The organism is Trinickia sp., assembly GCF_051961175.1.
Classification (GTDB): domain Bacteria; phylum Pseudomonadota; class Gammaproteobacteria; order Burkholderiales; family Burkholderiaceae; genus Trinickia.
Window position 1 is genome coordinate 1 of sequence record NZ_JBQCDN010000395.1, and the last position, 23,315, is coordinate 23,315.

Genomic DNA, 23,315 nt, shown 5'->3' on the forward strand with positions numbered 1-23,315 from the left:
GGGAGGCCGTGTTGCCGCGTTGGCGAACTGTGTCGAATCGGTGAAACGCGCGCTGCCCGCTCGATTGGTTTACGGTGGAGCGTGACGGTAGCAGACAGCAACGCGGTGAATGCATTCGGATGACCGAACGCCTCGGCACGGTGCCGATCGAGCGGCCTCGCGAACGCAAAGCAGGATGAAGATTGTAGGCGAGTGTGCGCGTATATCCAAGCTAGGGCACACGCGTAGGAGGTTAGGCCACGTAGGTCGTGAAAAATAATTTAAAAGGGTTTAGGATGAATTCGAGCGAGGTCGTTTCGGTATAGCCACCAACTAGACGACATCGTCCGCAGACATAGGCGAGGAGGTAGCATGGATATTTACAGCAGCTTCGCGAACCGCTTCGAGAAAACCCGGGAGGAGGAGTTCTCGCTCGAAGAGTATCTCGCGCTCTGCAAAAACGATCCCGCCGCGTACGCGACGGCCAGCGAACGCATGTTGACGGCGATCGGGGAGCCGGAGCAAGTCGACACGCGGCATGACCCCCGCCTGTCGCGGATCTTCGCGAACAAGGTGATCAAGGTTTACCCCGCATTCCGGGAGTTTTACGGCATGGAGGACGTGATCGAGCAGGTGGTCGCGTACTTCCGTCATGCCGCGCAAGGGCTCGAAGAGAAAAAGCAAATTCTCTACTTGCTCGGGCCTGTCGGCGGCGGCAAGTCGTCGATTGCCGAACGGCTCAAGCAATTGATGGAGCGCGTGCCGTTTTATTCGCTCAAGGGCTCGCCGGTCAACGAATCGCCGCTCGGGCTCTTCGATTACGACGAAGACGGCCCGATCCTCGAAGAACAGTACGGCATTCCGCGGCGCTATCTGAAGAGCATCCTGAGCCCGTGGGCCGTCAAGCGTCTGCACGAATACAACGGCGACATCCGCAAGTTCCGCGTCGTGCGCCGCTATCCGTCCATCCTGCGGCAAATCGGCATCGCGAAGACTGAGCCGGGCGACGAGAACAATCAGGACATCTCTTCGCTCGTCGGTAAAGTCGACATCCGCAAGCTCGAACAGTATGCGCAGGACGACGCCGACGCCTACAGCTATTCGGGTGGCCTGTGCCTCGCGAATCAGGGCTTGCTCGAGTTCGTGGAAATGTTCAAGGCACCGATCAAGGTGCTGCACCCGCTGCTCACCGCGACGCAAGAAGGCAACTTCAAAGGTACCGAAGGGTTCGGCGCGATTCCGTTCGACGGCATCATCCTCGCCCACTCGAACGAATCGGAATGGAAGGCGTTCCGCAACAACCGCAACAACGAGGCCTTGCTCGACCGGATTTTTGTGGTCAAGGTGCCGTATTGCCTGCGGGTGTCGGAAGAAATCAAGATCTACGAGAAACTCATCCGCAACTCTTCGCTCGCGCAGGCTGTGTGTGCCCCGGGAACGTTGAAGATGATGGCGCAGTTCTCTGCGCTCACGCGCTTGCAGGAGCCGGAGAATTCAAACCTGTTCTCGAAGATGCAGGTGTATGACGGGGAGAACCTGAAAGACACCGATCCGAAGGCCAAGTCATATCAGGAGTATCGCGATTACGCCGGGGTCGACGAAGGCATGACCGGCGTGTCGACGCGGTTCGCCTTCAAGATTTTGTCGCGTGTATTCAACTTCGATACGAGCGAAGTGGCGGCCAACCCGGTCCACCTCATGTATGTGCTCGAGCAGCAGATCGAACGCGAACAGTTCCCGCCGGAGACGGAACAGAAGTATCTGTCTTTCGTGAAGGATCTGCTGGCTTCGCGCTACGCCGAATTCATCGGCAAGGAGATACAGACCGCTTACCTCGAATCGTATTCCGAGTACGGCCAGAACATTTTCGATCGCTACGTCACCTATGCCGATTTCTGGATACAGGATCAGGAGTTCCGCGATCACGACACAGGCGAGAGCTTCGATCGCGCGGCGCTGAACGCCGAACTCGAGAAGATCGAGAAGCCGGCGGGCATCAGCAACCCGAAAGATTTCCGCAACGAAATCGTGAACTTCGTGCTGCGCGCCCGGGCCGCCAATGGCGGCAAGAACCCGGCCTGGATCAGCTACGAAAAGCTGCGCGTCGTTATCGAAAAGAAGATGTTCTCGAACACGGAGGAATTGCTGCCCGTCATCTCGTTCAACGCCAAGGGTTCGGCTGAAGAGCAGCGCAAGCATGAAGATTTCGTCAATCGCATGGTCGCGAAGGGCTATACGCCGAAGCAGGTCCGGTTGCTGTGCGACTGGTATCTGCGCGTGCGCAAGTCGTCGTAACGGCGGTGGCGAACAGGTAATCGTCGTCATGGTAGTGGTAGGGATAGACGCGACGCGCTCGCGGGCGCCAAGCCCGCGAGCATCGACGTACGCTGTAAGCCCTAAGCGACGCGCGGTGCGTGGGCACGGTGCCCGCGCCAGGGCTGGTCGGGTCGCTTTCGGCAACTACAAGCGGGAGACTGGATGTGCTGCACCAAATCATCGACCGCAGGCTGGCTGGTAAGAACAAGAGCATCGCGAATCGCGAGCGCTTTTTGCGCTGCGTAAAAAATTACATTCGGCGCGCCGTGTCCGAGGCGGTGCGCGACCGCAGCATCAAGGACATCCAAAACACTCAGAGCATCACGATTCCTCGCAAGGACATCGCCGAGCCGCAGTTTCATCACGGCCCCGGCGGCCGGCGCGAACTTGTGCACCCCGGCAATGCGGATTACGTGCGCGGCGACAAGATCCCGCGCCCGAACGGTGGCGGCGGCGGTGGCGGAAGCCAGGCCAGCAACGAGGGAGAAGGGCAGGACGATTTCGTCTTCGAGCTGAGCCGGGACGAGTTCATGCAGTACTTCTTCGACGATCTCGAGCTGCCGCGCCTCGTCAAAACGCATTTGCTGGCCGTGCCTACTTGGAAGAATATCCGCGCGGGCTGGGCGGCCGAGGGCACGCCCAACAACATCGACGTGGTGCGTTCGCTGCGCAGCGCGCTGGGCCGGCGAATCGCACTCGGCGCCCCGCTCGTGAACCAATTGCGCGAACTCGAACGCCAATACGAGATGCTGCAGGGCGAGCCCGGCGATCACGTCGATGAATTGAAGCGGCTCGAGGAAGAGCTGCATCACTTGCGCGGCCGCATCTGGCGGATTCCGTTCATCGATCCGTTTGATCTGCGCTACATCAACCGCGTGAAGCAACCGCAGCCGTCGAGTCAAGCCGTCATGTTCTGCCTGATGGACGTATCGGGCTCGATGGACGAGCAGCGCAAGGATCTGGCCAAGCGCTTTTTCATTCTTCTGTATCTGTTCCTGAAGCGGAACTACGAAAAGATCGACGTCGTGTTCATCCGCCACCATACGCGGGCCGAAGAAGTGGACGAAGACACGTTCTTTCATTCGACGGAAAGCGGCGGGACGGTGGTATCGAGCGCGCTGGAACTCATGCGCAAGATCCAGAACGAGCGTTATTCGCCGAGTGAATGGAACATTTACGGCGCTCAGGCGTCAGACGGCGATAACTGGACCGACGATTCGCCGAAGTGCCGCCGTATCCTGCAGGACGACATCCTGACAAAGGTCAGATACTTCGCCTATATTCAAGTCGCGCCCGAAGAGCAAAATTTGTGGCTGGAGTACGCACAACTCGCCATGACGGAACCGCATCTGGCGATGAAGAAGGTGGATGCCGCAGCCGATATCTACCCCGTTTTCCGGGAGCTGTTTGAGAAGCAGGTGGCGGCGTCATGACAACTAAGCATTTACATAACGAGTCGCGCGGCTATGAGCCGGAGCGCCGCAGGAAGGGCGCGGATGAGCCGGGATCGCGCGTGAAGCCCAGCGCCAAGCCCGAGCCAGCCGACACCGAAAAAACGCCAGGCCAGACCGAAGCCGTTGCCCCCGTAGTGGCGCAAAGGGAACTCCGTATGAACGTCGCCGACCGCAGACCGTTGCCGTGGCCGTCCGATTGGACCTTCGAACTGATCGAAGAGTACGACACGCACATCGCACAAGTCGCCGAGCAGTACGAACTCGACGTCTATCCAATCCAACTCGAGCTCATCAGCGCCGAGCAGATGATGGATGCCTATGCGTCCGTCGGAATGCCCGTGAACTATCGGCACTGGTCCTTCGGCAAGCACTTCCTATCGACGGAAAAAAGCTACCGGCGTGGCCAGATGGGTCTTGCCTACGAAATCGTCATCAATTCGAATCCTTGCATCGCGTACCTGATGGAAGAGAACACGATGACGATGCAAGCGCTCGTCATCGCGCACGCGGCTTATGGCCACAACTCGTTCTTCAAGGGCAACTATCTGTTCCGGCTCTGGACCGATGCGCATGCCATCATCGATTACCTCGTGTACGGCAAGAACTACATCGCCGAATGCGAGGAGCGTTACGGCATGGATCGCGTGGAAGAGCTGCTCGACTCCTGCCATGCGCTGATGAATTACGGCGTGGATCGCTACAAGCGGCCACAGAAACTCTCGTTGGCCAAGGAAGCCGCGCTGCGCCGAGAGCGCGAAGCGTATCTGCAATCGCAGGTGAACGAGCTGTGGCGCACGCTGCCGTCTCATCAGACGCCGTTCGCCGAAGAGGAAGAGGAGCGCTTTCCGCCCGAGCCGCAAGAAAACCTGCTTTATTTTGCGGAAAAGAATGCGCCGCTGCTGGAGCCGTGGGAGCGCGAAGTGATCCGCATCGTGCGCAAGATCGGCCAGTATTTCTATCCGCAACGGCAAACGCAGGTGATGAACGAGGGCTGGGCAACGTTCTGGCACTACACGCTGCTCAATACGCTCTATCACCAGGGGCTGCTCGAAGACGGCTTCATGATGGAGTTCTTGCACTCGCACAGCAACGTCATCTATCAGCCGCCTGTTACGAAACCGTACTACAGCGGGATGAATCCCTATGCGCTCGGCTTTTCGATGATGAGCGACATCCGGCGCATCTGCGAGGCGCCGACCGAGGAAGATCGCCGCTGGTTCCCCGATATCGCGGGTTCGCCTTGGCTGCAAACGATGCACTATGCGATGCGCAACTTCAAGGACGAGAGCTTTATCGCGCAATATCTGTCGCCCCACCTGATTCGCGACATGCGCTTATTCTCGGTGCTCGATGACGATACGCGCGACGCGCTGGAAGTATCGGCCATCCACGACGACAGCGGATATCAACACGTGCGCCAGTCGCTGTCGCGCCAGTACGACATGCATCATCGGGAGCCGAACATTCAGGTTTGGTCGGTCAATACGCGCGGGGATCGCAGCCTCACACTGCGTCACTTCATGAGCGACAACCGGCACTTGGCCGGCGACAGCGACGAAGTGCTCAAGCACATGGCTCGGCTCTGGCAATTCGACGTTTATCTGGAAAGCGTCGATGAGAACGGTACGGTCAGGAAGCGCTACGACTGCCGTTATACGCCGCCGGCCTTAAGGCTGTAATACAGTGAGGGCGAGCGCGGCGAAATCGATCGCCGCCTCGCCATCGTCACCGCCACCGTCATCGGCCTTCGCGACACCACGCGCGCTGCAGCAGGGTGCGCACCTCGTCATCAGCGATCTCGCGGAAATCGTCATAGTGCTGGCCTACGCTGAAGAACAACGTAGGCTGAGCGATACAGACGAACGCATCGACGATATCGGCAAATTCGGTTTCGATCCCGATGGGCGCGACGGGTAGCGCTGCGACGATGCGTGCGGGTTGGCGAGCGCGCACGGACTCGATGGCGGCCTTCATCGTCGCACCGGTGGCCATGCCGTCGTCGATGAGCACCACGGTGCGTCCTTCCACGCGCACGGGCGCGCGATTTCCACGATAAAGCGCCTCGCGCCGAGTCAATTCCGCCCGTTCTTGCGCGAGCACTCCGTCGAATTGCGCCTGCGAAATGTGTACAGCACGCATCGTGTCGCGGTCGATGTGCAGCGCGCCACCCGAGGCAATCGCTCCCATCGCCAATTCCTTCTGCCCGGGCACGCCGATCTTTCGTACAGGCAGTACGTCGAGTTCCGCGCCGAGCGCCATCGCTACTTCGAACGCGACGGAAACGCCGCCGCGCGGAAGCGCCAACACGAGCGCGCTCGCATCGGCTTCGCCGCGCAAACGGTCGGCAAGCATGCGACCCGCTTCCTGCCGGTCCTTGAATAGGGCGTACATAACCGGTGCCTACGCGCTTTGATCGATCGATGACAGGCTGCATCGGGGCAACCGGCCAACGAACGTCACGATACGCTTTATTTTAGGACGAAGCGCGCCGCCTGGCATCGGCTCGGGGCCGCCGCGAAACGACGTTTGGGCGGAGGGCAACGACTGGCTTATGGCGCCCGGCTATCCGGGCCCCATTGCGCTTCACAATCGGCCGACCTGATGGCTCGACTACAGGGCGTCATGAAAGATGATGCCCACCGTATGACGGACGCCGGATCGCACGCGACTGACGCCGTGTCGCAGATTGACGCGATACGGGCCGCGCGTACCCTGCACGGGACGATGACTGACCGCGAAGGCAACGGCGTCGCCTTGCTCGAGTGGCACGACTTCGGCACGCGATTGCATGCGCGGACGTTGTTCGGTCAACACGAACTCGCCGCCGGTGAAGTCGCGGCCCGGCTGCGACAGCAAAATCGCGACTTGGATCGGGAAGACGTGCTCGCCGTAGAGATCCTGGTGCAGGCAGTTGTAGTCGTCTTGATGGTATTGAAGCATGAGCGGCGTGGGACGCCGCTGGCCGGCTGCGTGGCAGCGCTCGATGAAGGCTTCGTGCGTCTTCGGATAGCGCGTATCGGTCGCCATGACCTGATTCCAGCGGTTAGCGATCGGTACGAGGCGGGGATAGAGGGCCGAGCGCAGCGCGGCAATGAGCCCCGGAAGAGGGTAGGCGAAATATTGATACTCGCCTTGCCCGAAACCATGCCGGCTCATGACGACCCGGCTCCGGAAAAGCGATTCCGAATCATAAAGTGCCGCCAGGGCGCGGCATCCTGCCGGTTGAAGCAGTGCCGGAATGACGGCGCACCCGCGCGCATCGAGCGCCGCCTCGATGCCGTTCCAGTCGGTGGTGTCGAGTTTGGCGAGTACGGCGGCGACAGGATCGATGCGGGGGCTATCTTCGAGATCCTCAGTAGCCGCGTGATTTCGGCTGCGGGCAGGCATGCTCAAGCGTGCGCTCCGGGAAGTTACTGTGCATGCCCCGAGTCTGCCCCGCGGCGAGCGCGATGACGTTCCATATCTTGCGGTTTCATCCGATCGCGTGGCCCGCGTGCGTCAGGCTTTGTATCCGAACTCGCGCAACAGCGCCTTGCGCGCCGCGATGTCTGCTTCGCTCTCAATCCCGAGTGGGGAGAAGCCGTCCACCACACCGAGAATGCTTCGACCCTGCCCGGTTTCGGCTACCACGACTTCAACCGGATTGGCGGTAGCGCAAAAAATACGACATACCTCGGGCACGTCGCGAATCTTGGGCAGCACGTTGATCGGAAAGTAGCCTTGGCCCAGGAATACGACAAAGCTGTGGCCGGCGCCGATGGCCTCTGCGTTGGTGCATGCCAGTTCCGTCAAGCCCACATCGGTGCCCGAATGCCGCACGAGGCGCTTGCCCGACGCTTCGCAAAACGCCAGACCGAATGCGATGCCCGGTACCGCTTCGAACAACGCTTCGTGGATGTCTTCGACGGATTTGATGAAATGGGTTTGACCCAGGATGAGATTGAGATTGTCCGGGTTCGAGAGGGGCACAGTCAGCAGCTGAAGCATGGCGACCTCGCAATGGCAGAGCCCGAACAGGGCTCGATTCAGTTCATTCTAGGCCGTGGAACGGAACGAGGAGCCGGTTTCGCACTGTCGACCCGGTACCGGCGGTGCAGGCGCCCGGTTCAAAAGGCGCGTTTCCGATCGGCATCTGGATCTCAGCTCACCTGCGCGGGAACGGTATCCGGTCGCGTCAGCGCGGAACGGACAGACGACTGCGCAAGAATGATCTCGCGTGCCGCGGCCCATGCTTCTTTTGCCGCATTCGATCGGCTCGATACCTGGACCGAAAGCGTGGCCCCGTCGAGCAGCATCACCAGAACAGGTGCCAAGGCATGCGCGTCACGCACGGCCATCATCTCAGCCAAGATGCGTTCGATCCGCTGTGTCAACGCGGCTTTTTGATCCGCGGCTGCGGTATGGATCGGGTACCCCTTCGAAGGAAACTCGGCGGCCGCATGAGCGAACATGCACCCGGTGAAGGTTTCCGCGTTGAACCACTCGTGATGCCATTCGAATACCTTTCGCATACGCTCCAGCGGCACGTGTTCTCGCGCCACCGCCTCTTCCAGCGAGGCTGCACACGCCTGCGCACGCTGATGCAGCACCTCGACAATCAGATCCGTCTTCAAAGGAAAATGACGATACATCGTAGTTTTCGTGACATGAGCCTCTGCGATCACCCAATCGATCCCTACGCTGTGATATCCATAGAGACCGAATAGACGAGTAGCAGCATTCACGATCTGCTTGCGCTTTTCAGACATGTTGGTATGACGAATTTGAAATGACCTGCATTATCGCCGCAATGATTGATGCGTCAATAGATCCAGTGATTGTATTGGAATATTTGAGCGCCTTGGTTTTCTGTAAACCCTCGCCCTATCGGAGTGGCACGGAATGTAATAATAATTTGGTCAATTTGGATACTGTCATGTTTGACAGGGTCGACGTTATAAATGAACAAAAAATATGCAACCGTTCGCTTGCGGCGATTGAAGCTTCCTGCATGACTTTCCTAAATGGAATATCAGAGGGTAGCGCGGTCACCGCGATGGGAGTGTGATAATGCAAATCCGGTCTCGCAGCAGAGCCCGGATCACGGGCCGGGGTGACGCAGCCAAAGAGAACGCGAAACTGTATCGCGTGACTGCGCCGATCCTGAAGTCGCCGACATTGACGAGCCGGGCGCAGGCGATGGAGCGGCAGGGCGCGCCGGCAGAGACATTCGCCAAACAGCGGGATGAAAAACGGTAAGGGGACTTGCTTCCAAGCCGGTTCAGTTCGATGCGTGCGTCCGCTCGGAGCCTCGATACAGATGCGGGGCGACGCCTACTACGCGCTTGAACATGCTCGAAAATGCGGTGGGGCTGCTGTAGCCGAGATCAAAGGCAACGCGCGTGATCGAATGGCCCTGCGCAAAACGGGCGATGGCGCTCAACAGGCACGCCTGCTCGCGCCAAGCGCCAAAACTGACGCCCAGTTGCGCTCGGAAAAGTCGGGTAAAAGTACGGCGACTGAGTCCAGCGCGGTTTGCGGCTTCATCCACACCGAAGGCCACAGACGGCGCAGCGAGGATGGCTCGGCAAAGCGCGGCCAAACGAGGTTCATCCGGTAACGGCGCATTCAGCGCCAAGGGTTGCATCGCGGCGATTTCGTCGACGAGCAAAGCCATGATTCGTGCCGAACGTGTCCCGGGAGCGTATAGCGCAGGTTGCTGCACCGCTTCGGACATCAGATCTCGGAGCAGGGGGGACGTGCCGAGTACATGACAGTGATGCCGCAACTGATTGGCCTGATCCCCGTGCGCGTGCACGAAGGCGTTGAGCATCCGCACCTGGCCACTCATGTGCATTTCGTGTGGCGCATTCGCGGGCAGCCAAACCGCACATTGTGGCGGAACGATCCAATTTCCCTGGGGCGTCACCACGGTGATGGCGCCTTCGGCTGCGTAGGCGAACTGGCCGCGTGCATGCGTGTGGTCCGGATAGACGAAGCCCGAAGGAAAGAGGCGTTCTGTTGCTATGACGTCCCGGGGGACTTCCTGGTAGCTCGCGAGTATGGCGGGTGGCATGGCCCGAACGATGGTGAGATTGGCCTGACGGTGAGGGCGGAACAACGCGTGGAAATTTACCATGTTGTGCTCCGCAATTCCTTTATCCGAATACCTTACAGGTGATTTCTTCGAAGAGGCGTCGATGGCATCGAACAACGAGAAAATGCTCGCCCGGTACAACCAATGGGCGAACGAGGTCATTTTTAAGGCAGTGGCAGATCTGCCGGAGGCGGAAATCGTTGCGCCTCAGCAGAGCATTTTAGGTAGCCTCATGCGCACCCTGGGGCATAGCTATGCCGTTGGCGCGATTTTCCAGGCGCATCTCGAGCGGCGTGCCCACGGGTTTACCGTCCGCCAAGTCCCGGATGCGACGACATTCGACGCGTTGTATGACATGCAACGCGATCTCGATGCATGGTACGTGGCCTGGATTGATGATGTGGGCGACAGTCAGCTCGATGAGCGCATTCGGTTCCGGTTCCTGGACGGCAGCGAAGGGGAGATGGCGCGGAATGAAATGTTTTTCCACGTCGTCAATCATTACACGTACCACCGCGGGTTCGCGGTCGAGGCGTTGCATAGGATGTCGGTGGCAGTCCCGAAAATGGACCTTACGGTTTATCTCTGCGACCACGCCCGAAAGTGACGCGGGAGGCTAAGGCGTGCGTTCGTTGATCGCCTGGAATGCGAGCATCACTCGTCAACGAATCGGCTGCCGAACATCGGAGCCACCGGCTCCCATGAGGGGACTTTGGGAGGAAGCGTGAAAAAGCGCCTAGCCGATTTAAGGGCTAGGCGAAAACCGCCGGTGACCGGCGGCGGAGGTCTCGATGCGAACACGGCTTGCTTTCGCTACGAACAAGCAAGCCGGATTCCATGCGAAGCAGCGAGGATTTTGTGCGCCGACCGGCGTGGCAATTCGGACGCCGCCGGACGGCTTTGGGGACAGCGAATTACTTGCCGAAGTACAGCGACTTCAAGTCATCGGCTTGCGCCGGGGCACCCGAGGCTGACGAGCCGGTGTGCACGCCACCGAAACCTTCATTGTTGCCGTTTTGCGCATTGACGCGTGCTTGGGCGGCTTGAGCGTCTTCCGGGTAGTTCGGGTCGTTGCTCGAGTTGACGCGGCCGCCGGCTTGTTCGAATTGAACGAGATCAGCCTTCACTTGGGCTCGGGTTACCGGGGCGCTGGACTGAGCGAACGACGCCACGGGAGCGGCAAAGGCGGCGGCGATGACTACGGCTTGAATGAGCGATTTCATGATGACTACCTCCGAAGTTGATTGTGGTACTGCTCGTTTGCATCGGGTTCGTCGCTGTGTGTTGCGTGACCCGATGACGGCAGTCTAGCGATCGGAGGGTCTAGGGTTAACGCCTAGTTCGATAAATCATCGTTGCCGTTTTGTTCATAATCGACCGCAGCGGTGACTGAGGAGTGAGCGGGCGATCGATTCGCGGTGCCGATCTTCGCGTCGGCAGGTCGTGTGGTGAATCTGCGTAAAAAGGTAGCTCGGCCAACGGGGCGTACCGAAGCGTCTGCAGAACGTTTTGTGATTTGACATAACATGAATTATCAACGGAACGGGTGTTACGGCTTTTTAGTAATGTCCGCTTCTGGCTACTTAGAAATGTCCGCTTACGAGCAGCGTAAGCTATCCGGCCGCCGTGTTCCCGGTGCTGGAGGCTTCGATGGCTGCGACACGAGTCGATCACGTTGAAACCAGACGAGGCTGAGCCCCGTGCAATGAAGGACTCAGCCCTTGAGCGGCTATTAATGAAAGGTAACTCGAACGAAAGCGCAAGAATCGGTTCGCTGCAATGGCCCAGGTCACCACTATCCGAGTTCTCAATCTTCCCAAGCAGCCCAGCGACGGCGCAGCGAAACGAAATCGCATAACGACGGCAAGCGCTCCGCTTTTCGTTCAATCGGTTGGCCGGGCCGGTAAGCGTCAGTCGGTACCGCGCGGCAGCGTTTTCTTTGTCACTGAAACAGCGGACAATGCCCGCCAGCCTACCTACGACGAGAACAACGCTCGCAACCGAACGGACCCAGCCGAATGAGCATCGCATTGCCTGCACGACGCAGCGCTTTCCGCTTCATCGTCAAAAGCGCCGCGGCCATCGCGGCCCTCTGCGCCTTCGCATTACTCGTGTTCACGATCGCGGCCGAACTCAGCCTGCCCGCGCTCGATGGTTCGAAGCCCGTCGATGGCTTGCATGCCAACGTCGACATCGCGCGCGACGCGCAAGGCGTGCCCACGCTAACGGGTGCCACGCGCGAAGATGTCGCCTACGCGACCGGCTTCGTGCACGCCCAAGAACGGTTCTTCCAAATGGATTTGCTGAGACGGTCCGCGGCCGGTACCCTGGCGGCACTGCTTGGCCCTTCCCTGCTCGACGTCGATCGTCAGCGCCGCATCTACGCGTTCGAACATCTCGCCGACACCACTTTCTCCAAGCTCCCGGCATCCGACAAGACAATCCTTGAACGCTACACCGCAGGCGTCAACGCCGGCCTCTCGGCGCTTCGCGTGCGCCCCTTCGAATACCTCGTGCTAAGAACGAATCCGGTTCCCTGGCGCCCGCAAGACAGCTTGCTGGTCGTCTGGTCCATGTATTTCGAACTTCAGGATGCCCAACTGCACCGCGACTTCGCGCGCGGCTGGCTGCGCGAACATACCGATCCGGGCGCGCTGAAAACCCTGCTGCCCGAATGCAGCGAATGGGATGCGCCGCTCGACGCGCCATCCATCCATTGCAATGAACAGACAGCTCAAGGAACAGCGCCGGATTGGTTCGGCGGCCCCTCGTCCCAATCGGTCACTCAAGCCGAAGTGCAAGTGCCATTCGGCACCCAAATCGGCAGCAATAATTGGGCGATATCGGGCAAACGGACGACGACCGGCAGCGCGATCGTCGCCAATGACATGCATTTGAGCCTGCGTCTCCCGAACATCTGGTATCGAGCCGCGCTCCAGTACCCGTCGCCGTCCGGCGCACAGCGGCGCATCGTCGGCGTGACGCTGCCAGGCGCACCCGTCATCGTCGCGGGCAGCAACGGCGCAGTCGCCTGGGGGTTCACCAACAGCTACGGCGATTACCTCGATCTCGTGAAGCTGGAACTTGACCCTCAGCATCCCGACCGGTACCGAACGCCTTCCGGTTGGGCACGGCTTCGATTCCGCGACGAATGGCTCGAAGTGAATGGCCGCGCCCCCTCGACGGTCCGCGTCGCCGAGTCGGATCTTGGTCCGGTATGGCAAGCTGGCGATCGATCGTACGCGGTCAAATGGATCGCTCAAGACGACGGTGCGGTCAACATGGGCCTGCTCCGCATGGAGGCGGCGGCCGACGTCCAGCAAGCGTTGGCGGTTGGCCAGTCGGCGGGGATCCCGGCGCAGAATCTCGTGGCAGGCGATACCGCGGGCAATATCGGTTGGACCATCGCCGGCGCGATGCCCAATCGCAACACTGGCTGGGGCGACACGTTCCCCTATTCGTCCACTCGCGCCAACCGGGGATGGGATTCGTTGCTGGCGCCACACGATCATCCCTCGGTGCTCAACCCGGAATCCGGCCAGTTATGGAGCTCCAATGCGCGCCAATTGGCCGGAGCCGCCTACGAGGCGATCGGCGACGGCGGCGCCGACCTGGGCGCGCGAGGGCGACAGATTCGCGACGATCTTGCCGCGCACCCCGTCTTGGATGAAGCGCAAAGCTATGCGCCTGCCCTCGACGATCGCGCGCTGTTCATGGCCCCCTGGCGGGATCGCGCGTTACACGCGTTAGACGAGACTGCGATCGCCGGTCACCCCGAACGCGCGAAGTTCCGAACATTGCTGCTCGAACGGTGGAACGGATGCGCCTGTGTCGATTCCGTGGCGTATCGCCTGAGTCGCGCCTTTCTGTACAGCTTGTACGGCGAGTTGTTCGGTGCGGCGGATCGACAAATGCATACGCTCGATTCTCACGCTGGTTTCGCCATCGCAACGCCGCGGTGGCCGGTCGTGCTTGCCCATCTTGTCGATCAACAACCGTCGAATTGGCTACCGAAGAATCGGCAGACCTGGCACGAGGTGGAACTCGCGGCCATCGACGATGCCATCGCCACGCTAACCGCGCATTCGGCCGCGCTGAAAGATGCCACCTGGGGCAGCCGAAATACGGCCCGTATCGCGCATCCCTTCGTCGCCGGAATGCCCTTTCTCGCGCACTGGCTTGCGGCGCCGGCGGACCCTCTACCGGGCGACGGCAACATGCCTCGTGTCGCGGCGCCCGCTTTCGGACAATCGGAAAGAATGGTCGTCTCCCCAGGGCATGAGGAGCGCGGCATCTTCGACATGCCGGGCGGACAGAGCGGACATCCTCTGAGCGCGTACTTTTTAGCGGGTCACGAAGCGTGGGTGCTCGGGCAGCAACCGCCGCTGCTGCCGGGGCCGCGTACGCACCTGCTTCGATTGACACCCGAGAGGAACTGACCAGCATGAATGGTGCTTGCTCGATGCAGGGAGAGGCAGCGCCGCTGCCATCCCCGTGAAAACGCATCAAAAGGAGTCACATCATGTCAAACAAGCACGCCCCCGATCAGCCGGGAAAGCAATCGCCACAGCCATCTTCCGAAGAGAACAAGAACAGCGGCGGCACATTCAAGACCGACGTCTCCGAAACGGATAGCGAAGGCACGACCGTACGCGAAGCCGAGGTGCGAGAGGACGATCTCACGGAAGTCGACCGCAACAAGGATCAGAAACACAGCTAGTTTCGATGCCCGTATCGGCGGCGCTAGAACAGCGCCGGCTTGTTCACCATCAGGAAGTACACGGCCAGCATGGCGACGAACGCCGGATAGCCGAGGTATTCCCAGGTGCGGGCATATCGCCAATAGGCCGGCGGCAACGTCAGATGTCCTCGTGCCGCCGATTCCGTCGCGATGCGGTGCATCTGGATCTGAATCCGGACAACGGGCAGCCAGCACATTCCGGCGATCGCATAGAGCGTGACCGACGCCATGACCCACGGCGTGTTCCATGCCCATCCGGCTGTGTGCGCGAGCCAGAGTCCCGACAGCGGTTGAAAGAGTACAGCCGGCGTCGTAAACCACCAGTCGGCGCGCACGACTAGTCGGGACACGGCGGCAATCACCGGGACTGAGCCCGTGCGGTTCGCGAAGAACAAATAGAAAGCGCTGCCGAAGCCGGTGCCGACGAGTAATACCGACGACAGGATATGCAGGGTCTTGACGAGCAAATAGGGGCTCATGCTCGGCGCTCCTCGTTAAATAGCAGAATAAGAATGGCAAGAATCGGCACGTTTTTCAGAATCGGGCCGAACGGTTCGATCAGAAACTCGGGGAGCGCCACGGCAATCAGCAGCGTGTAGAACAACATGAGCGCCATCTGGCTCAACCAGAGCACTCGCCCTGGCCGGATCAGCGTCGCGACACCGAAGCCGACGTCGAGTGCACACGCGCCGTATAGCGCCGTGTCGGCGGCGAGGCCCTGCAGCCCAAAGTGACTCAAACGAGCCAGGCTGGCGGCGCGCGGATAGGCCAGTGCGCTGACGAGCGCCGTAACGATCCAGACGATCGCCAGCGCAACGCGCAGCAGAACATTGCGCCATGCGGCGATGGCCTCGGCGCGTAGTGTGGGCGCCTCGCGCGCGTCGATAAAGGTTTCGATGCCGAGCGGCGCGCGGCCCAACGCATTCGCGAAAGGCTGTGCATCCGCGGTGTTCCCGCGCTGAAGCATGTGCCATGTGTCAGGCGTCAACATGGCACCCGGCACTCGAGCACACGCGACGGCCGCCCATCGCATCAACGTGGCGGGAATGCCGATCGTGAACGCCTTCGCCAGCCCCATCGACTCGCGATAGATGCGCAGCATGTCGCGATACGTGGTTTCCGTGGCACCGGCTGCTTCAATACAAGCGGAGCCGGCAAATCCGGCATTGGAATCGAGCATGCGTGCCACGAGGTCGCACAGATCGTCGATATGAACGGGCCGCAAACGCTGACGTCCGCCCGCAGGCAAAACGTGAATGGGCAGGCTCGCCAGTGTACGGAACATGCGTGCAGACGTCCCTGCCGTGCCGTAGACCAAGGCTGGCCGGATCACCCGCGCCCCGGTGCATTGCGCCAAGACGAAATCGTCGGCTTCGCATTTACTCGCAAAGTACGGCGTCTCCCGCGACTGCGCACCCAATGCCGAAATCTGAATGATGTGCCGGATTCCCTTCATGGCACAGGCGGTGAACAGCGCGATCGGCGCTTCCGCGTGAATGCGTTCGAACGTTTGTTCTCCACGCTCGGTAATGATGCCCACCGCGTTGACGACCGCATCCACTTCACGCAGCTTGTCGAGCCAAAGCTCGGGGGTTCGATCCACCGTATAGTCGACGGCAATATCCGAGGCACGCTCCGGCCGACGGATACCCCGCACGACAGTATGGCCGTCGCGCGCAAGGCGCATTGCAATCGACTCGCCGATGAACCCGCCTGCGCCACACACCAGTACTTTCATGTCCTGCTCCCCTCGATTCTATTTATTGCAGTTATTTCTGTAATGAGAGAAACATGCTAATCAAAAAAACGGGCTGATTCGCCCGTTGCGCTGCTTACGCTTTGGTTCGACGAACCGTGCGGCTGATCCGGGCCCCGATGCCCAGCGCTTTCATCAACGTATCGGGCTTCATACGCAGCATTTCGTCCGTCCAGGTGGTCAGTGTTTCCATAAATTCCATCGTTTCCTGAATCCGTTGCGCGCTTTCCTTGGGTTCCTGCGCCAGTTCCGGACTCATGAGGCAGTCGCGCAGCAGGGTCAAGGTCGGATCGATCTCACGCTGCCGCCGCCCCTCGACGATCAGCCGGAACAGTTCCCATATGTCCGTCGACGTTTGGAAATGATCGCGCCGATCTCCGATCGTATGCACAACGCGCACGAGCCGCCATGCTTGCAACTCCTTCAGACTATTGCTCACGTTGGAGCGGGCGACCGCCAGCGTTTCCGCGATTTCGTCGGCCGCCATCGGCTTGCCAGCGAGAAACAGCAGCGCATGAATTTGGGCCACCGTGCGGTTGACGCCCCAGCGGGATCCCATTTCTCCCCAGTGGAGAATGAATTTTTCGGAGACAGGCGTGAGTTCCATGAGAGGAATATAGGAGTTTCTGAAATTTCAGTCAAGACAGAAATTTCAGAAACTCGTCGCAAAGGAGCATGCTTTCCGGGCCCCGCACGAATCCTGCATGAAGGCCGAACGCGCTCACGCCCGCCGCGGCAGCCCCAAAATGCGGCCATGCCGCGAATCAGTCTGCACCAACAACGCCTCGTAGACGTTGATGTAATCGCGCGCCATGCGTGCACTCGTAAAGCGTGCATCGAAAACATTTCTACATTTGCGCCGGTCGATCGTATCAAGCCGCGAAACGGCCTCGGTCGCGGCGTCGGCGCTGTCCACCATGTACCCCGTCACGCCCTCTTCCAGCACTTCGGGCACCGCACCGTTGCGAAATGCGATGGTCGGTGTTCCGCAGGCCATCGCCTCGATCATCACCATCCCAAACGGTTCGGGCCATTGAACCGGAAACAGCAACGCTTGTGCTTTCGACAGCAATTCGACGCGCTCGGCGCCCCCCACCTCGCCCAGATAATCGACCACCTCGCGGTTCGCTTCGATCAACGGTGCGATCTGCTCGTTGAAATAGGCTTTCTCACCCGGATGTACCTTAGCGGCCATCTTCAATCGACACCCCGAACGCCGCGCGATTTCGATCGCAAGATCGGGGCGCTTTTCCGGCATCATCCTGCCGAGGAATAGTAAGTAATCCTCATGTTTTTCGCTGAATGAAAAGGCATCCGCCGGCAACCCGTGATGGATCGTAGCTTGCCAATTCGCCCCAGGAATCGGCTGCCGTTGGCTGGCTGAGATCGATACCAAAGGGGCGTCCGAAAATTCGCGCAGCAACGGCCCATGGTCGGCGGGCAACAATCGCCCGTGCATCGTCGTCACATGCGCACACGGCAAGCGGCGCGCAATCGGAAAATAAAGCGGATCAATATGAAAATGAACGACATCGAAACGCCCGGCTCGCTGGAGCACCGCTTCCACTTCACGCACGTGATGCGTCAGGGTGTCCCATACGCGGGCATCGCGCCACAGGCCGCGCTCGCAGATCGGCACGAGTTCAGCTGACGTCGTCGAATCGGCCGTCGCGAACAGCGTCACATGATGGCCGAGCGCCACGAGCGCTTCGGTCAGATAGTGGACGACGCGTTCCGTCGCGCCATACCCGTACGGCGGAACGGATTCATACAACGGTGCGACTTGCGCAATGCGCATCGATCGGCCTCCCACATCGGACGAATGCGCCGGCGTCGATCGACCCTGCATCGGGCGGCGCGGCGTCAGCGCTCACGCACGACGCGTGCCCGCCGTGCGCATGGCCGGCGCGCCATATGACGGGCAAGACTGCCGTGACGCCCCTGGTGGAAATGGCACCCAACGTCTCGCGAGGGCCCGTGGCACCTCGATGCACCAATGTGGCCCGTGCGCTGTTAATATGCCCGCACGCCAATCCCACATCCGCCACCATGACGCGAACGTTCGATCATCGGAATCTGGCCATGCTCTTGCTGCAAGCGCGCGAGGCATTGATGGGCGTGTTTCGGCCGATCTTGAAAGACTATTCCTTGACGGAGCAGCAGTGGCGAATTCTGCGCACCCTCGACGAAGCGCCGTGCAACGAGCTCGAAGCGGGACAGATTGCAAAGCAATCGTGCATTCTGAGCCCCAGCTTGACGGGCGTGCTGGACCGCATGGAGCGCGATGGGCTTATCTGCCGCGCGCGTCCTCCCGAGGACCAGCGTAAGTGGATCGTCGGGTTGACGACGAAAAGCCGCGCGATGATCGCGCAGATCCGGCCCCGCGTCGATATCGAGTACGCATTGCTCGAAGCGCGTCTGGGCCAGGCAGCGCTCGAAGACCTCTACCGCCAGCTCGACACGCTGATTGAAGCGGTGCCCGGCGATGCACCCGCGCCTTTTCTTTGGAAGGAAACCGGCTCGTGACTCACCTCGTATTCATTTGCGGTCATGCCGGTACGGGCAAGACGACAATCGCCAAGCGCCTCGTGGGCCCGCTTATGCGCGAGACCGGTGAGGCTTTTTGTCTGCTCGACAAGGACACGCTTTACGGACGCTATAGCGCCGCCGCGATGGGCGCGTTGACGGGCGATCCGAACGACCGCGACAGTCCCCTCTACCTTCAGCATCTGCGTGACCCGGAATACCAAGGGCTGCTCGATACCGCGCGCGAGAATTTGGAACTGGGCGTCGGCGTCATCGTGGTCGGGCCGCTTTCACGCGAGGTGCGTGAGCGCAAGCTGTTCGACCGGCAATGGCTCGGCGTGAACGCCGATGTGGCCATTCGTATCGTTTGGGTCTACACATCGGAGGAGACGGCGCGCGCACGTATCGTCGCCCGCCACAATCCCAACGACGCCTACAAGCTGGCCCACTGGGACGAATACAGGCAGCGCCGGTTTGCACCGAGCGGCACCGCGCGCGAAGGGCTGATCATGTTCGACAACACGGCACCGACGGCCGCCGAATTCGACGCCCTGCTGCGCAATGTCTTGAAACCTGTTGGAAATAGCTGAGCGAACGGACGAACTTACTGCGCATTGAAAGCAATGAAAGCGCATGGAGGTTCGCCACGCATGCGCTGGCGCATGCGTGGCTGCCCTCTTCTTAACGCGGCGTTCTCGAGGCGCTGCTCAGTGCCGCTTTATCTATTCGGGGCGCCCATGGCGGCGCCGTTCTCTCAGGTCGCCCTCGGTCCGGCGCGACGCCGGATAGGCATTCGTCTCCCCGCGGCCTTTGAGCCGCGGCGATGCTCAGGCTACGACCATCGAATCGAGGCTCGCGCCTTCGTACAACCGGCCGAAACGGTTATCGAGGAAGTCGTGCAGCGAAACCTGCTCCTGGCGCACGAAGCCGCTTTGCGGCAGCTTGCCTTCGCGGAACAAGTCCAGTACCGCGCACATCGCGCCGGCCGTCGTAATTTGAATCGCACTCATCGGCATCCCGCAGACCGTCTTCGCAAAAATCTTGCGTGTGAAGACGTCTTGCACGAGTTGGCCATCGCGCATGCCCGTGACAGTCACGAAGATCAGCACGACGTCTTGGGAGGTGGACGGCACGGCCCGGCGCATGATCGTCTTGAGCGTATCGCGGTCGGTCGCCAGGCGCAGATCCTCGAGCAGGAACTTCACGAGGTCGCGATGGCCGGGGTAGCGAACCGATTTGTAGTCGAGCGATTCGACGCGTCCCGACAGCGTTTCGCACAGCGTGCCCAAACCGCCCGATGTGTTGAACGCTTCGTACTCGGTGCCGTCGAGCGAAAAGTGCTCGAGCCCTTCCAGCGGCTGAACCCATTGCGTGCGCGCATCCCGGATCGCTTCGCACGGCTGGCAATACTCGTTGATGAGGCCGTCGACGCTCCATGTGAGGTTGTATTTCAGCGCGTTCGTCGGAAATTCCGGTAACGCGCCGACGCGCATCTTCACTTCACGGATTTCCGAGAAGCGATTGGCCAGTTCGTGTGCGGCAATCCCGATGAAGCCCGGTGCAAGACCGCACTGCGGCATGAACGCATGCGATGCGCCGTCGGCCAGCGAACGGATGGCATGCGTGGCGCGCACGTCTTCGGTCAAATCGAAGTAGTGCACGCCGGCCGCCTTGGCCGCCGCGGCGACGTTCACAGCGAGGTAGTACGGCAGCGCATTGACGAGCGCGTCGAAGCCTTGCACCGCAGCGCGAATCGCATTCGAATCGGCCGAATCCACCCGCTCGGTGGCGATGCCCTCGCGAGCCAGCTTCTCCAGTGCTTGATTGTCGCGATCGAATCCCACGACTTCGTAGTCGCCAGTCTCTCGCAGCATATGGGCGATGGTGTGCCCAATCAGCCCTGCACCGACGATGGCTACTTTCATGCGTTTCTCCTTCGTTTTCTGTTTCGAGTTGTTCGCGTATTAGCGCTTTTTTTGCGGTGCCGCGTTGAGCCTCGCGTCGCGTTCGAAACAGTGTAGAAAGGGACTAAAACGGAAAATAGACGCAAAGTGCTGCGTTTCGACGCGGGTTTTCGTCAAAACGTCGAAGCAGCACTACACTTCGTCAGAAACAAGCCGAAACGCGGCGCCAGGCTGAACCGCCGAGACGAAACTCAGGCCCCGAACGCGCTGCGGTCGACCTTGCGGGCGAGGATGATGGAGGTGGTGGTCCGCTCGACGCCTTCGAGCTGGCCGATCTGATCGAGCAGTTCGTTAAGCCGATCGGGCGAGGCCGCACGCAGCCACGCCACGTAGTCGTACTCGCCGCTGACGGCGCATAGCAACTGCACTTCGGGCATCTTTTCGAGCCGCTTGAGTGCGCTCGGGCCGAACTTCGGCGCCAGAATAATGCCGACATAGGCGTTGATGCTGGCATCGAGCACATCCTGGCCAAGCCGCACGCCGTAGCCGGCGATGACTTGCATTCGTTCGAGCCGTTCGATGCGGGCCAGCACTGTCGTGCGGGCTACGCCGAGTTGGCGAGCCAGATTCGCGACACTGTCTCGTGCATTCGCCTGCAACAGCGTCAGCAGGTTACGGTCGAGTTCGTCGAGTTGGTCGAGGCGCGGTGGTCTCATCGATTCGAGGAGGCTGGCGTGAACGAAAGGCTTGGATTATCGCCCACGCCGCGCTTTGTCGGCTTTTACGCGGACGTAGGCCAGTTCGAGCATAGCCGGTGCGCCGCCGCGCGCGAAGCGATTTTCGCAATCCGCCACGCGGGGCCTACGCGGCGTACAACAGACCCGTTTCAGATGTAAGCGTATGTCTCACTATACGGTGCGGCCACCGTTGGCTGGTTAAACTGTCGCCGGACCGATGAACATGCGACAAGCATGCAGGGTCCAATCAGCCGGTGCTATTGCGCCGGTTTGACTTCGTCCACACGACTGCAGGAGTTTCGATGAAACGAACATTCGTCATTCTCGCGTGCGCGCTCGCCACGAGCGGCGCGTTCGCGCAAGCATCGGTGCCGCAAGCGTCCTCGAGCATGGCGGCCAGCACGCCCGCTCAGGCTCATGCGGCCAAACGTGAAGCACATGTCGAAGAGCGCATCGCGTCTCTGCATTCGCAGCTGAAGATCACGGCGGCCCAGGAGCCGCAATGGAAAGCGTTCGCCGACGTCATGCGCAGCAATGCGCAGAACATGAGCCGGCTCTTCCAGCAACGTACGCAGGCAAGCCAAACGCAGTCGGCGCTCGACAACATGAAGCAATACGCCGAAATCGCTCAAGCGCACGCGGACGACATGAAGCAGCTCGTCGACGCCTTCGAGCCGCTCTACAACAGCTTCTCGCCGGAGCAAAAGAAGGTGGCCGATACGACGTTCCGACAAGTGAGCGATCACCATGGGCACGACCGACGCGGTGCCAAGCCGGCCGAACCTCCACAGCAGTAACCCGCTTCGCCCCCGGCCGCGGGCCGCTCTTGCCACCGGGTTGGGACGAGCCAGGCCGAACGGCCGGCAGCCGAACGAAAGACGTGCGCGTGGCGCGGTTTCCCGCTACGCTCACGCCTTTCTGACGTTTGCTTGGCTTCCCATGATCGAATTGAAAGACATCGACCTGCGCACCGATCCCGCAGCACAGCGATACGTGAAAGACGAAATCGTCACCGTCGAGTTCGCGCTGGCAAGCGGCGCGTTAATGAGCCTCGAAGGTGCGAACCGCTATGAGCCGGGCGATGCCCTGATCACCGGCACAGGCGGTGCACGCTGGGTGGTGGAGCGCACGCGCTTCGACGAGAAATATGTATCGGCCGATACCGGCCTTGCACACGGCGAAGCGGGCCGCTATCGGAATCGGCCGGCCGTCGTGCTGGCCAAGCGCATGGATGCGCCGTTTTCGATGGCACGGCGCGCCGCGGGCGACGTGTTGACCGGCATGGCCGGCGATTGGGTACTCCAATATGCGCCCGGCGATTATGGTGTCGTGCGCGCCGATCGATTCGCCCAGGTGTATCGAGCCGCTGAGCCGGGCTAACGGCCGAAAGCAATGCGGCCACTTCGCAACACCCGCCACACCTAGCCACACCTCATCGCACCCTACGCAAACTCATCGCCGAGTTCGATCGTCACCTCTCGCGGCACGGCTTGGCCTGCCGCATATTGCTCTTCCAGCGAACCCAGCGCCGCCTCGACATACGCTCGCAGCACCGCATAGCTGCGAGCCCGCGCACGCGTCGGCAACGCGCGATAGCGTGTCAAAGCCGGCGCCGCGACGCTCACCGTCAGCGTCATGCGGCGCGCGGTCGTGCCGAATCGCATCGCCACCCATTGCACGTCGAGGTACGGCGTGCCGTTCTCGCCCGCGCGCTCGGCAAACACCGTTTGCTCGGGGAACAGATCGCTGACGACCTGAGCAAGCGCTTCGATATCAGCGCTCGGGCATTCGAATCGGTAAAGTTCCATCGTGAGTGACGCTCAATG

General features: G+C 60.6%; 24 protein-coding genes. 11 read left to right on the plus strand and 13 right to left on the minus strand.

Going from position 1 to position 23,315, the window contains the following annotated elements; translation table 11 throughout:
• Positions 1-351: 351 nt before the first annotated feature.
• The 3 genes from ACTHL0_RS22465 to ACTHL0_RS22475 all read left to right on the plus strand — a co-directional run bounded on the left by ACTHL0_RS22465 (position 352) and on the right by ACTHL0_RS22475 (position 5,428).
• Entirely contained in the window at positions 352-2,274 is a 1,923-nt protein-coding gene (locus tag ACTHL0_RS22465; protein ID WP_440569123.1) for a PrkA family serine protein kinase, read from the plus strand.
• Positions 2,275-2,459: 185 nt separating this feature from the next.
• Complete coding sequence (locus ACTHL0_RS22470; RefSeq protein WP_440569124.1) at positions 2,460-3,728, plus strand: YeaH/YhbH family protein; 1,269 nt, start codon at positions 2,460-2,462, stop codon at positions 3,726-3,728.
• The gene (locus ACTHL0_RS22475) at positions 3,725-5,428 is read left to right on the plus strand and encodes a SpoVR family protein (protein ID WP_440569126.1); all 1,704 of its coding nucleotides are present in this window, start codon (positions 3,725-3,727) and stop codon (positions 5,426-5,428) included. Before ACTHL0_RS22470 ends, ACTHL0_RS22475 begins: the two co-directional genes overlap by 4 nt.
• Positions 5,429-5,486: 58 nt before the next feature.
• On the opposite strand, the gene ACTHL0_RS22480 is transcribed toward ACTHL0_RS22475, so the two are convergent.
• From ACTHL0_RS22480 to ACTHL0_RS22495, 4 genes are all read right to left on the minus strand, one after another.
• Positions 5,487-6,140 carry a phosphoribosyltransferase gene (locus ACTHL0_RS22480; protein ID WP_440569127.1) on the minus strand — a complete coding sequence of 218 codons (654 nt, stop codon included), beginning with the start codon at positions 6,138-6,140 and terminating at the stop codon, positions 5,487-5,489.
• A gap of 219 nt (positions 6,141-6,359) precedes the next feature.
• Complete coding sequence (locus ACTHL0_RS22485; protein WP_440569183.1) at positions 6,360-7,136, minus strand: 2OG-Fe(II) oxygenase; 777 nt, start codon at positions 7,134-7,136, stop codon at positions 6,360-6,362.
• Positions 7,137-7,247: 111 nt separating this feature from the next.
• Entirely contained in the window at positions 7,248-7,736 is a 489-nt protein-coding gene (locus ACTHL0_RS22490; RefSeq protein ID WP_440569129.1) for an adenosine-specific kinase, read from the minus strand.
• A gap of 152 nt (positions 7,737-7,888) precedes the next feature.
• On the minus strand, positions 7,889-8,497 hold the full coding sequence (locus ACTHL0_RS22495; protein WP_440569131.1) for a TetR/AcrR family transcriptional regulator: 609 nt from the start codon (positions 8,495-8,497) through the stop codon (positions 7,889-7,891).
• Between the two features lie 20 nt (positions 8,498-8,517).
• Here ACTHL0_RS22495 and ACTHL0_RS22500 point away from each other — a divergent pair, with 20 nt between their 5' ends.
• Entirely contained in the window at positions 8,518-8,796 is a 279-nt protein-coding gene (locus ACTHL0_RS22500; protein WP_440569133.1) for a hypothetical protein, read from the plus strand.
• Positions 8,797-9,009: 213 nt separating this feature from the next.
• Here ACTHL0_RS22500 and ACTHL0_RS22505 read toward each other — a convergent pair whose 3' ends face one another.
• Positions 9,010-9,942, minus strand: coding sequence for an AraC family transcriptional regulator (locus tag ACTHL0_RS22505; protein ID WP_440569135.1), 933 nt, complete (start codon positions 9,940-9,942; stop codon positions 9,010-9,012).
• On the opposite strand from ACTHL0_RS22505, the gene ACTHL0_RS22510 reads away from it, so the two are divergent.
• Positions 9,929-10,432, plus strand: coding sequence for a DinB family protein (locus tag ACTHL0_RS22510; RefSeq protein ID WP_440569137.1), 504 nt, complete (start codon positions 9,929-9,931; stop codon positions 10,430-10,432). The two genes, ACTHL0_RS22505 and ACTHL0_RS22510, sit on opposite strands and share 14 nt — an antisense overlap.
• A 307-nt stretch (positions 10,433-10,739) precedes the next feature.
• Here the strand turns inward: ACTHL0_RS22510 and ACTHL0_RS22515 are convergent, their stop codons facing one another.
• The gene (locus tag ACTHL0_RS22515) at positions 10,740-11,048 is read right to left on the minus strand and encodes a DUF4148 domain-containing protein (RefSeq protein WP_440569139.1); all 309 of its coding nucleotides are present in this window, start codon (positions 11,046-11,048) and stop codon (positions 10,740-10,742) included.
• Between the two features lie 795 nt (positions 11,049-11,843).
• On the opposite strand from ACTHL0_RS22515, the gene ACTHL0_RS22520 reads away from it, so the two are divergent.
• Together ACTHL0_RS22520 and ACTHL0_RS22525 are read left to right on the plus strand one after the other, a co-directional pair.
• Positions 11,844-14,264, plus strand: coding sequence for a penicillin acylase family protein (locus tag ACTHL0_RS22520; protein ID WP_440569141.1), 2,421 nt, complete (start codon positions 11,844-11,846; stop codon positions 14,262-14,264).
• A gap of 83 nt (positions 14,265-14,347) precedes the next feature.
• The gene (locus ACTHL0_RS22525; RefSeq protein ID WP_440569143.1) at positions 14,348-14,545 is read left to right on the plus strand and encodes a hypothetical protein; all 198 of its coding nucleotides are present in this window, start codon (positions 14,348-14,350) and stop codon (positions 14,543-14,545) included.
• A 23-nt stretch (positions 14,546-14,568) separates the two neighbouring features.
• Here the strand turns inward: ACTHL0_RS22525 and ACTHL0_RS22530 are convergent, their stop codons facing one another.
• The 4 genes from ACTHL0_RS22530 to ACTHL0_RS22545 form a co-directional block, all read right to left on the minus strand.
• Positions 14,569-15,045 (minus strand): DUF2269 family protein, encoded by a 477-nt coding sequence (locus ACTHL0_RS22530; RefSeq protein ID WP_440569145.1) that lies wholly within the window; start codon positions 15,043-15,045, stop codon positions 14,569-14,571.
• A complete protein-coding gene (locus tag ACTHL0_RS22535; RefSeq protein ID WP_440569147.1) occupies positions 15,042-16,304 on the minus strand; it encodes an SDR family oxidoreductase in 1,263 nt (420 codons plus the stop codon). Before ACTHL0_RS22535 ends, ACTHL0_RS22530 begins: the two co-directional genes overlap by 4 nt.
• Before the next feature lie 94 nt (positions 16,305-16,398).
• Entirely contained in the window at positions 16,399-16,929 is a 531-nt protein-coding gene (locus ACTHL0_RS22540) for a GbsR/MarR family transcriptional regulator (RefSeq protein ID WP_440569149.1), read from the minus strand.
• A 114-nt stretch (positions 16,930-17,043) separates the two neighbouring features.
• Positions 17,044-18,120, minus strand: a complete 1,077-nt coding sequence (locus ACTHL0_RS22545; protein WP_440569151.1) for a glycosyltransferase family 4 protein — start codon at positions 18,118-18,120, stop codon at positions 17,044-17,046.
• A gap of 251 nt (positions 18,121-18,371) precedes the next feature.
• Here ACTHL0_RS22545 and hpaR point away from each other — a divergent pair, with 251 nt between their 5' ends.
• The gene (gene hpaR / locus ACTHL0_RS22550; protein ID WP_440569153.1) at positions 18,372-18,848 is read left to right on the plus strand and encodes a homoprotocatechuate degradation operon regulator HpaR; all 477 of its coding nucleotides are present in this window, start codon (positions 18,372-18,374) and stop codon (positions 18,846-18,848) included.
• Positions 18,845-19,438: an AAA family ATPase gene (locus ACTHL0_RS22555; protein WP_440569154.1), complete on the plus strand. Its 594-nt coding sequence runs from the start codon at positions 18,845-18,847 to the stop codon at positions 19,436-19,438. The genes hpaR and ACTHL0_RS22555 overlap by 4 nt, the downstream gene beginning before the upstream one ends.
• Positions 19,439-19,675: 237 nt before the next feature.
• Here the strand turns inward: ACTHL0_RS22555 and ACTHL0_RS22560 are convergent, their stop codons facing one another.
• Positions 19,676-20,773 (minus strand): saccharopine dehydrogenase C-terminal domain-containing protein, encoded by a 1,098-nt coding sequence (locus tag ACTHL0_RS22560; protein WP_440569155.1) that lies wholly within the window; start codon positions 20,771-20,773, stop codon positions 19,676-19,678.
• A 230-nt stretch (positions 20,774-21,003) separates the two neighbouring features.
• Entirely contained in the window at positions 21,004-21,468 is a 465-nt protein-coding gene (locus ACTHL0_RS22565) for an Lrp/AsnC family transcriptional regulator (protein WP_440569156.1), read from the minus strand.
• 323 nt (positions 21,469-21,791) lie between these two features.
• Between ACTHL0_RS22565 and ACTHL0_RS22570 the strand changes: the two genes are divergently transcribed.
• Both ACTHL0_RS22570 and ACTHL0_RS22575 read left to right on the plus strand, forming a co-directional pair.
• Entirely contained in the window at positions 21,792-22,286 is a 495-nt protein-coding gene (locus tag ACTHL0_RS22570) for a Spy/CpxP family protein refolding chaperone (RefSeq protein ID WP_440569157.1), read from the plus strand.
• A gap of 142 nt (positions 22,287-22,428) precedes the next feature.
• The gene (locus ACTHL0_RS22575) at positions 22,429-22,869 is read left to right on the plus strand and encodes a PGDYG domain-containing protein (RefSeq protein WP_440569158.1); all 441 of its coding nucleotides are present in this window, start codon (positions 22,429-22,431) and stop codon (positions 22,867-22,869) included.
• A 62-nt stretch (positions 22,870-22,931) separates the two neighbouring features.
• Here ACTHL0_RS22575 and ACTHL0_RS22580 read toward each other — a convergent pair whose 3' ends face one another.
• Positions 22,932-23,297 carry a DUF3022 domain-containing protein gene (locus ACTHL0_RS22580; protein WP_440569159.1) on the minus strand — a complete coding sequence of 122 codons (366 nt, stop codon included), beginning with the start codon at positions 23,295-23,297 and terminating at the stop codon, positions 22,932-22,934.
• Positions 23,298-23,315: the final 18 nt, after the last annotated feature.

What these genes read in the sequence shown, in the direction of transcription:
- ACTHL0_RS22465 (WP_440569123.1), top strand. Translation starts at nt 352, where the DNA reads ATGGATATTTACAGCAGCTTCGCGAACCGCTTCGAGAAAACCCGGGAG.
- ACTHL0_RS22525 (WP_440569143.1), top strand. Translation starts at nt 14,348, where the DNA reads ATGTCAAACAAGCACGCCCCCGATCAGCCGGGAAAGCAATCGCCACAG.
- ACTHL0_RS22510 (WP_440569137.1), top strand. Translation starts at nt 9,929, where the DNA reads ATGGCATCGAACAACGAGAAAATGCTCGCCCGGTACAACCAATGGGCG.
- ACTHL0_RS22485 (WP_440569183.1), bottom strand. Translation starts at nt 7,136, where the DNA reads ATGCCTGCCCGCAGCCGAAATCACGCGGCTACTGAGGATCTCGAAGAT.
- ACTHL0_RS22540 (WP_440569149.1), bottom strand. Translation starts at nt 16,929, where the DNA reads ATGGAACTCACGCCTGTCTCCGAAAAATTCATTCTCCACTGGGGAGAA.
- ACTHL0_RS22535 (WP_440569147.1), bottom strand. Translation starts at nt 16,304, where the DNA reads ATGAAAGTACTGGTGTGTGGCGCAGGCGGGTTCATCGGCGAGTCGATT.
- ACTHL0_RS22495 (WP_440569131.1), bottom strand. Translation starts at nt 8,497, where the DNA reads ATGTCTGAAAAGCGCAAGCAGATCGTGAATGCTGCTACTCGTCTATTC.
- ACTHL0_RS22500 (WP_440569133.1), top strand. Translation starts at nt 8,518, where the DNA reads ATGACCTGCATTATCGCCGCAATGATTGATGCGTCAATAGATCCAGTG.
- ACTHL0_RS22490 (WP_440569129.1), bottom strand. Translation starts at nt 7,736, where the DNA reads ATGCTTCAGCTGCTGACTGTGCCCCTCTCGAACCCGGACAATCTCAAT.
- ACTHL0_RS22520 (WP_440569141.1), top strand. Translation starts at nt 11,844, where the DNA reads ATGAGCATCGCATTGCCTGCACGACGCAGCGCTTTCCGCTTCATCGTC.
- hpaR (WP_440569153.1), top strand. Translation starts at nt 18,372, where the DNA reads ATGACGCGAACGTTCGATCATCGGAATCTGGCCATGCTCTTGCTGCAA.
- ACTHL0_RS22515 (WP_440569139.1), bottom strand. Translation starts at nt 11,048, where the DNA reads ATGAAATCGCTCATTCAAGCCGTAGTCATCGCCGCCGCCTTTGCCGCT.
- ACTHL0_RS22580 (WP_440569159.1), bottom strand. Translation starts at nt 23,297, where the DNA reads ATGGAACTTTACCGATTCGAATGCCCGAGCGCTGATATCGAAGCGCTT.
- ACTHL0_RS22560 (WP_440569155.1), bottom strand. Translation starts at nt 20,773, where the DNA reads ATGAAAGTAGCCATCGTCGGTGCAGGGCTGATTGGGCACACCATCGCC.
- ACTHL0_RS22530 (WP_440569145.1), bottom strand. Translation starts at nt 15,045, where the DNA reads ATGAGCCCCTATTTGCTCGTCAAGACCCTGCATATCCTGTCGTCGGTA.
- ACTHL0_RS22545 (WP_440569151.1), bottom strand. Translation starts at nt 18,120, where the DNA reads ATGCGCATTGCGCAAGTCGCACCGTTGTATGAATCCGTTCCGCCGTAC.
- ACTHL0_RS22475 (WP_440569126.1), top strand. Translation starts at nt 3,725, where the DNA reads ATGACAACTAAGCATTTACATAACGAGTCGCGCGGCTATGAGCCGGAG.
- ACTHL0_RS22575 (WP_440569158.1), top strand. Translation starts at nt 22,429, where the DNA reads ATGATCGAATTGAAAGACATCGACCTGCGCACCGATCCCGCAGCACAG.
- ACTHL0_RS22565 (WP_440569156.1), bottom strand. Translation starts at nt 21,468, where the DNA reads ATGAGACCACCGCGCCTCGACCAACTCGACGAACTCGACCGTAACCTG.
- ACTHL0_RS22570 (WP_440569157.1), top strand. Translation starts at nt 21,792, where the DNA reads ATGAAACGAACATTCGTCATTCTCGCGTGCGCGCTCGCCACGAGCGGC.
- ACTHL0_RS22480 (WP_440569127.1), bottom strand. Translation starts at nt 6,140, where the DNA reads ATGTACGCCCTATTCAAGGACCGGCAGGAAGCGGGTCGCATGCTTGCC.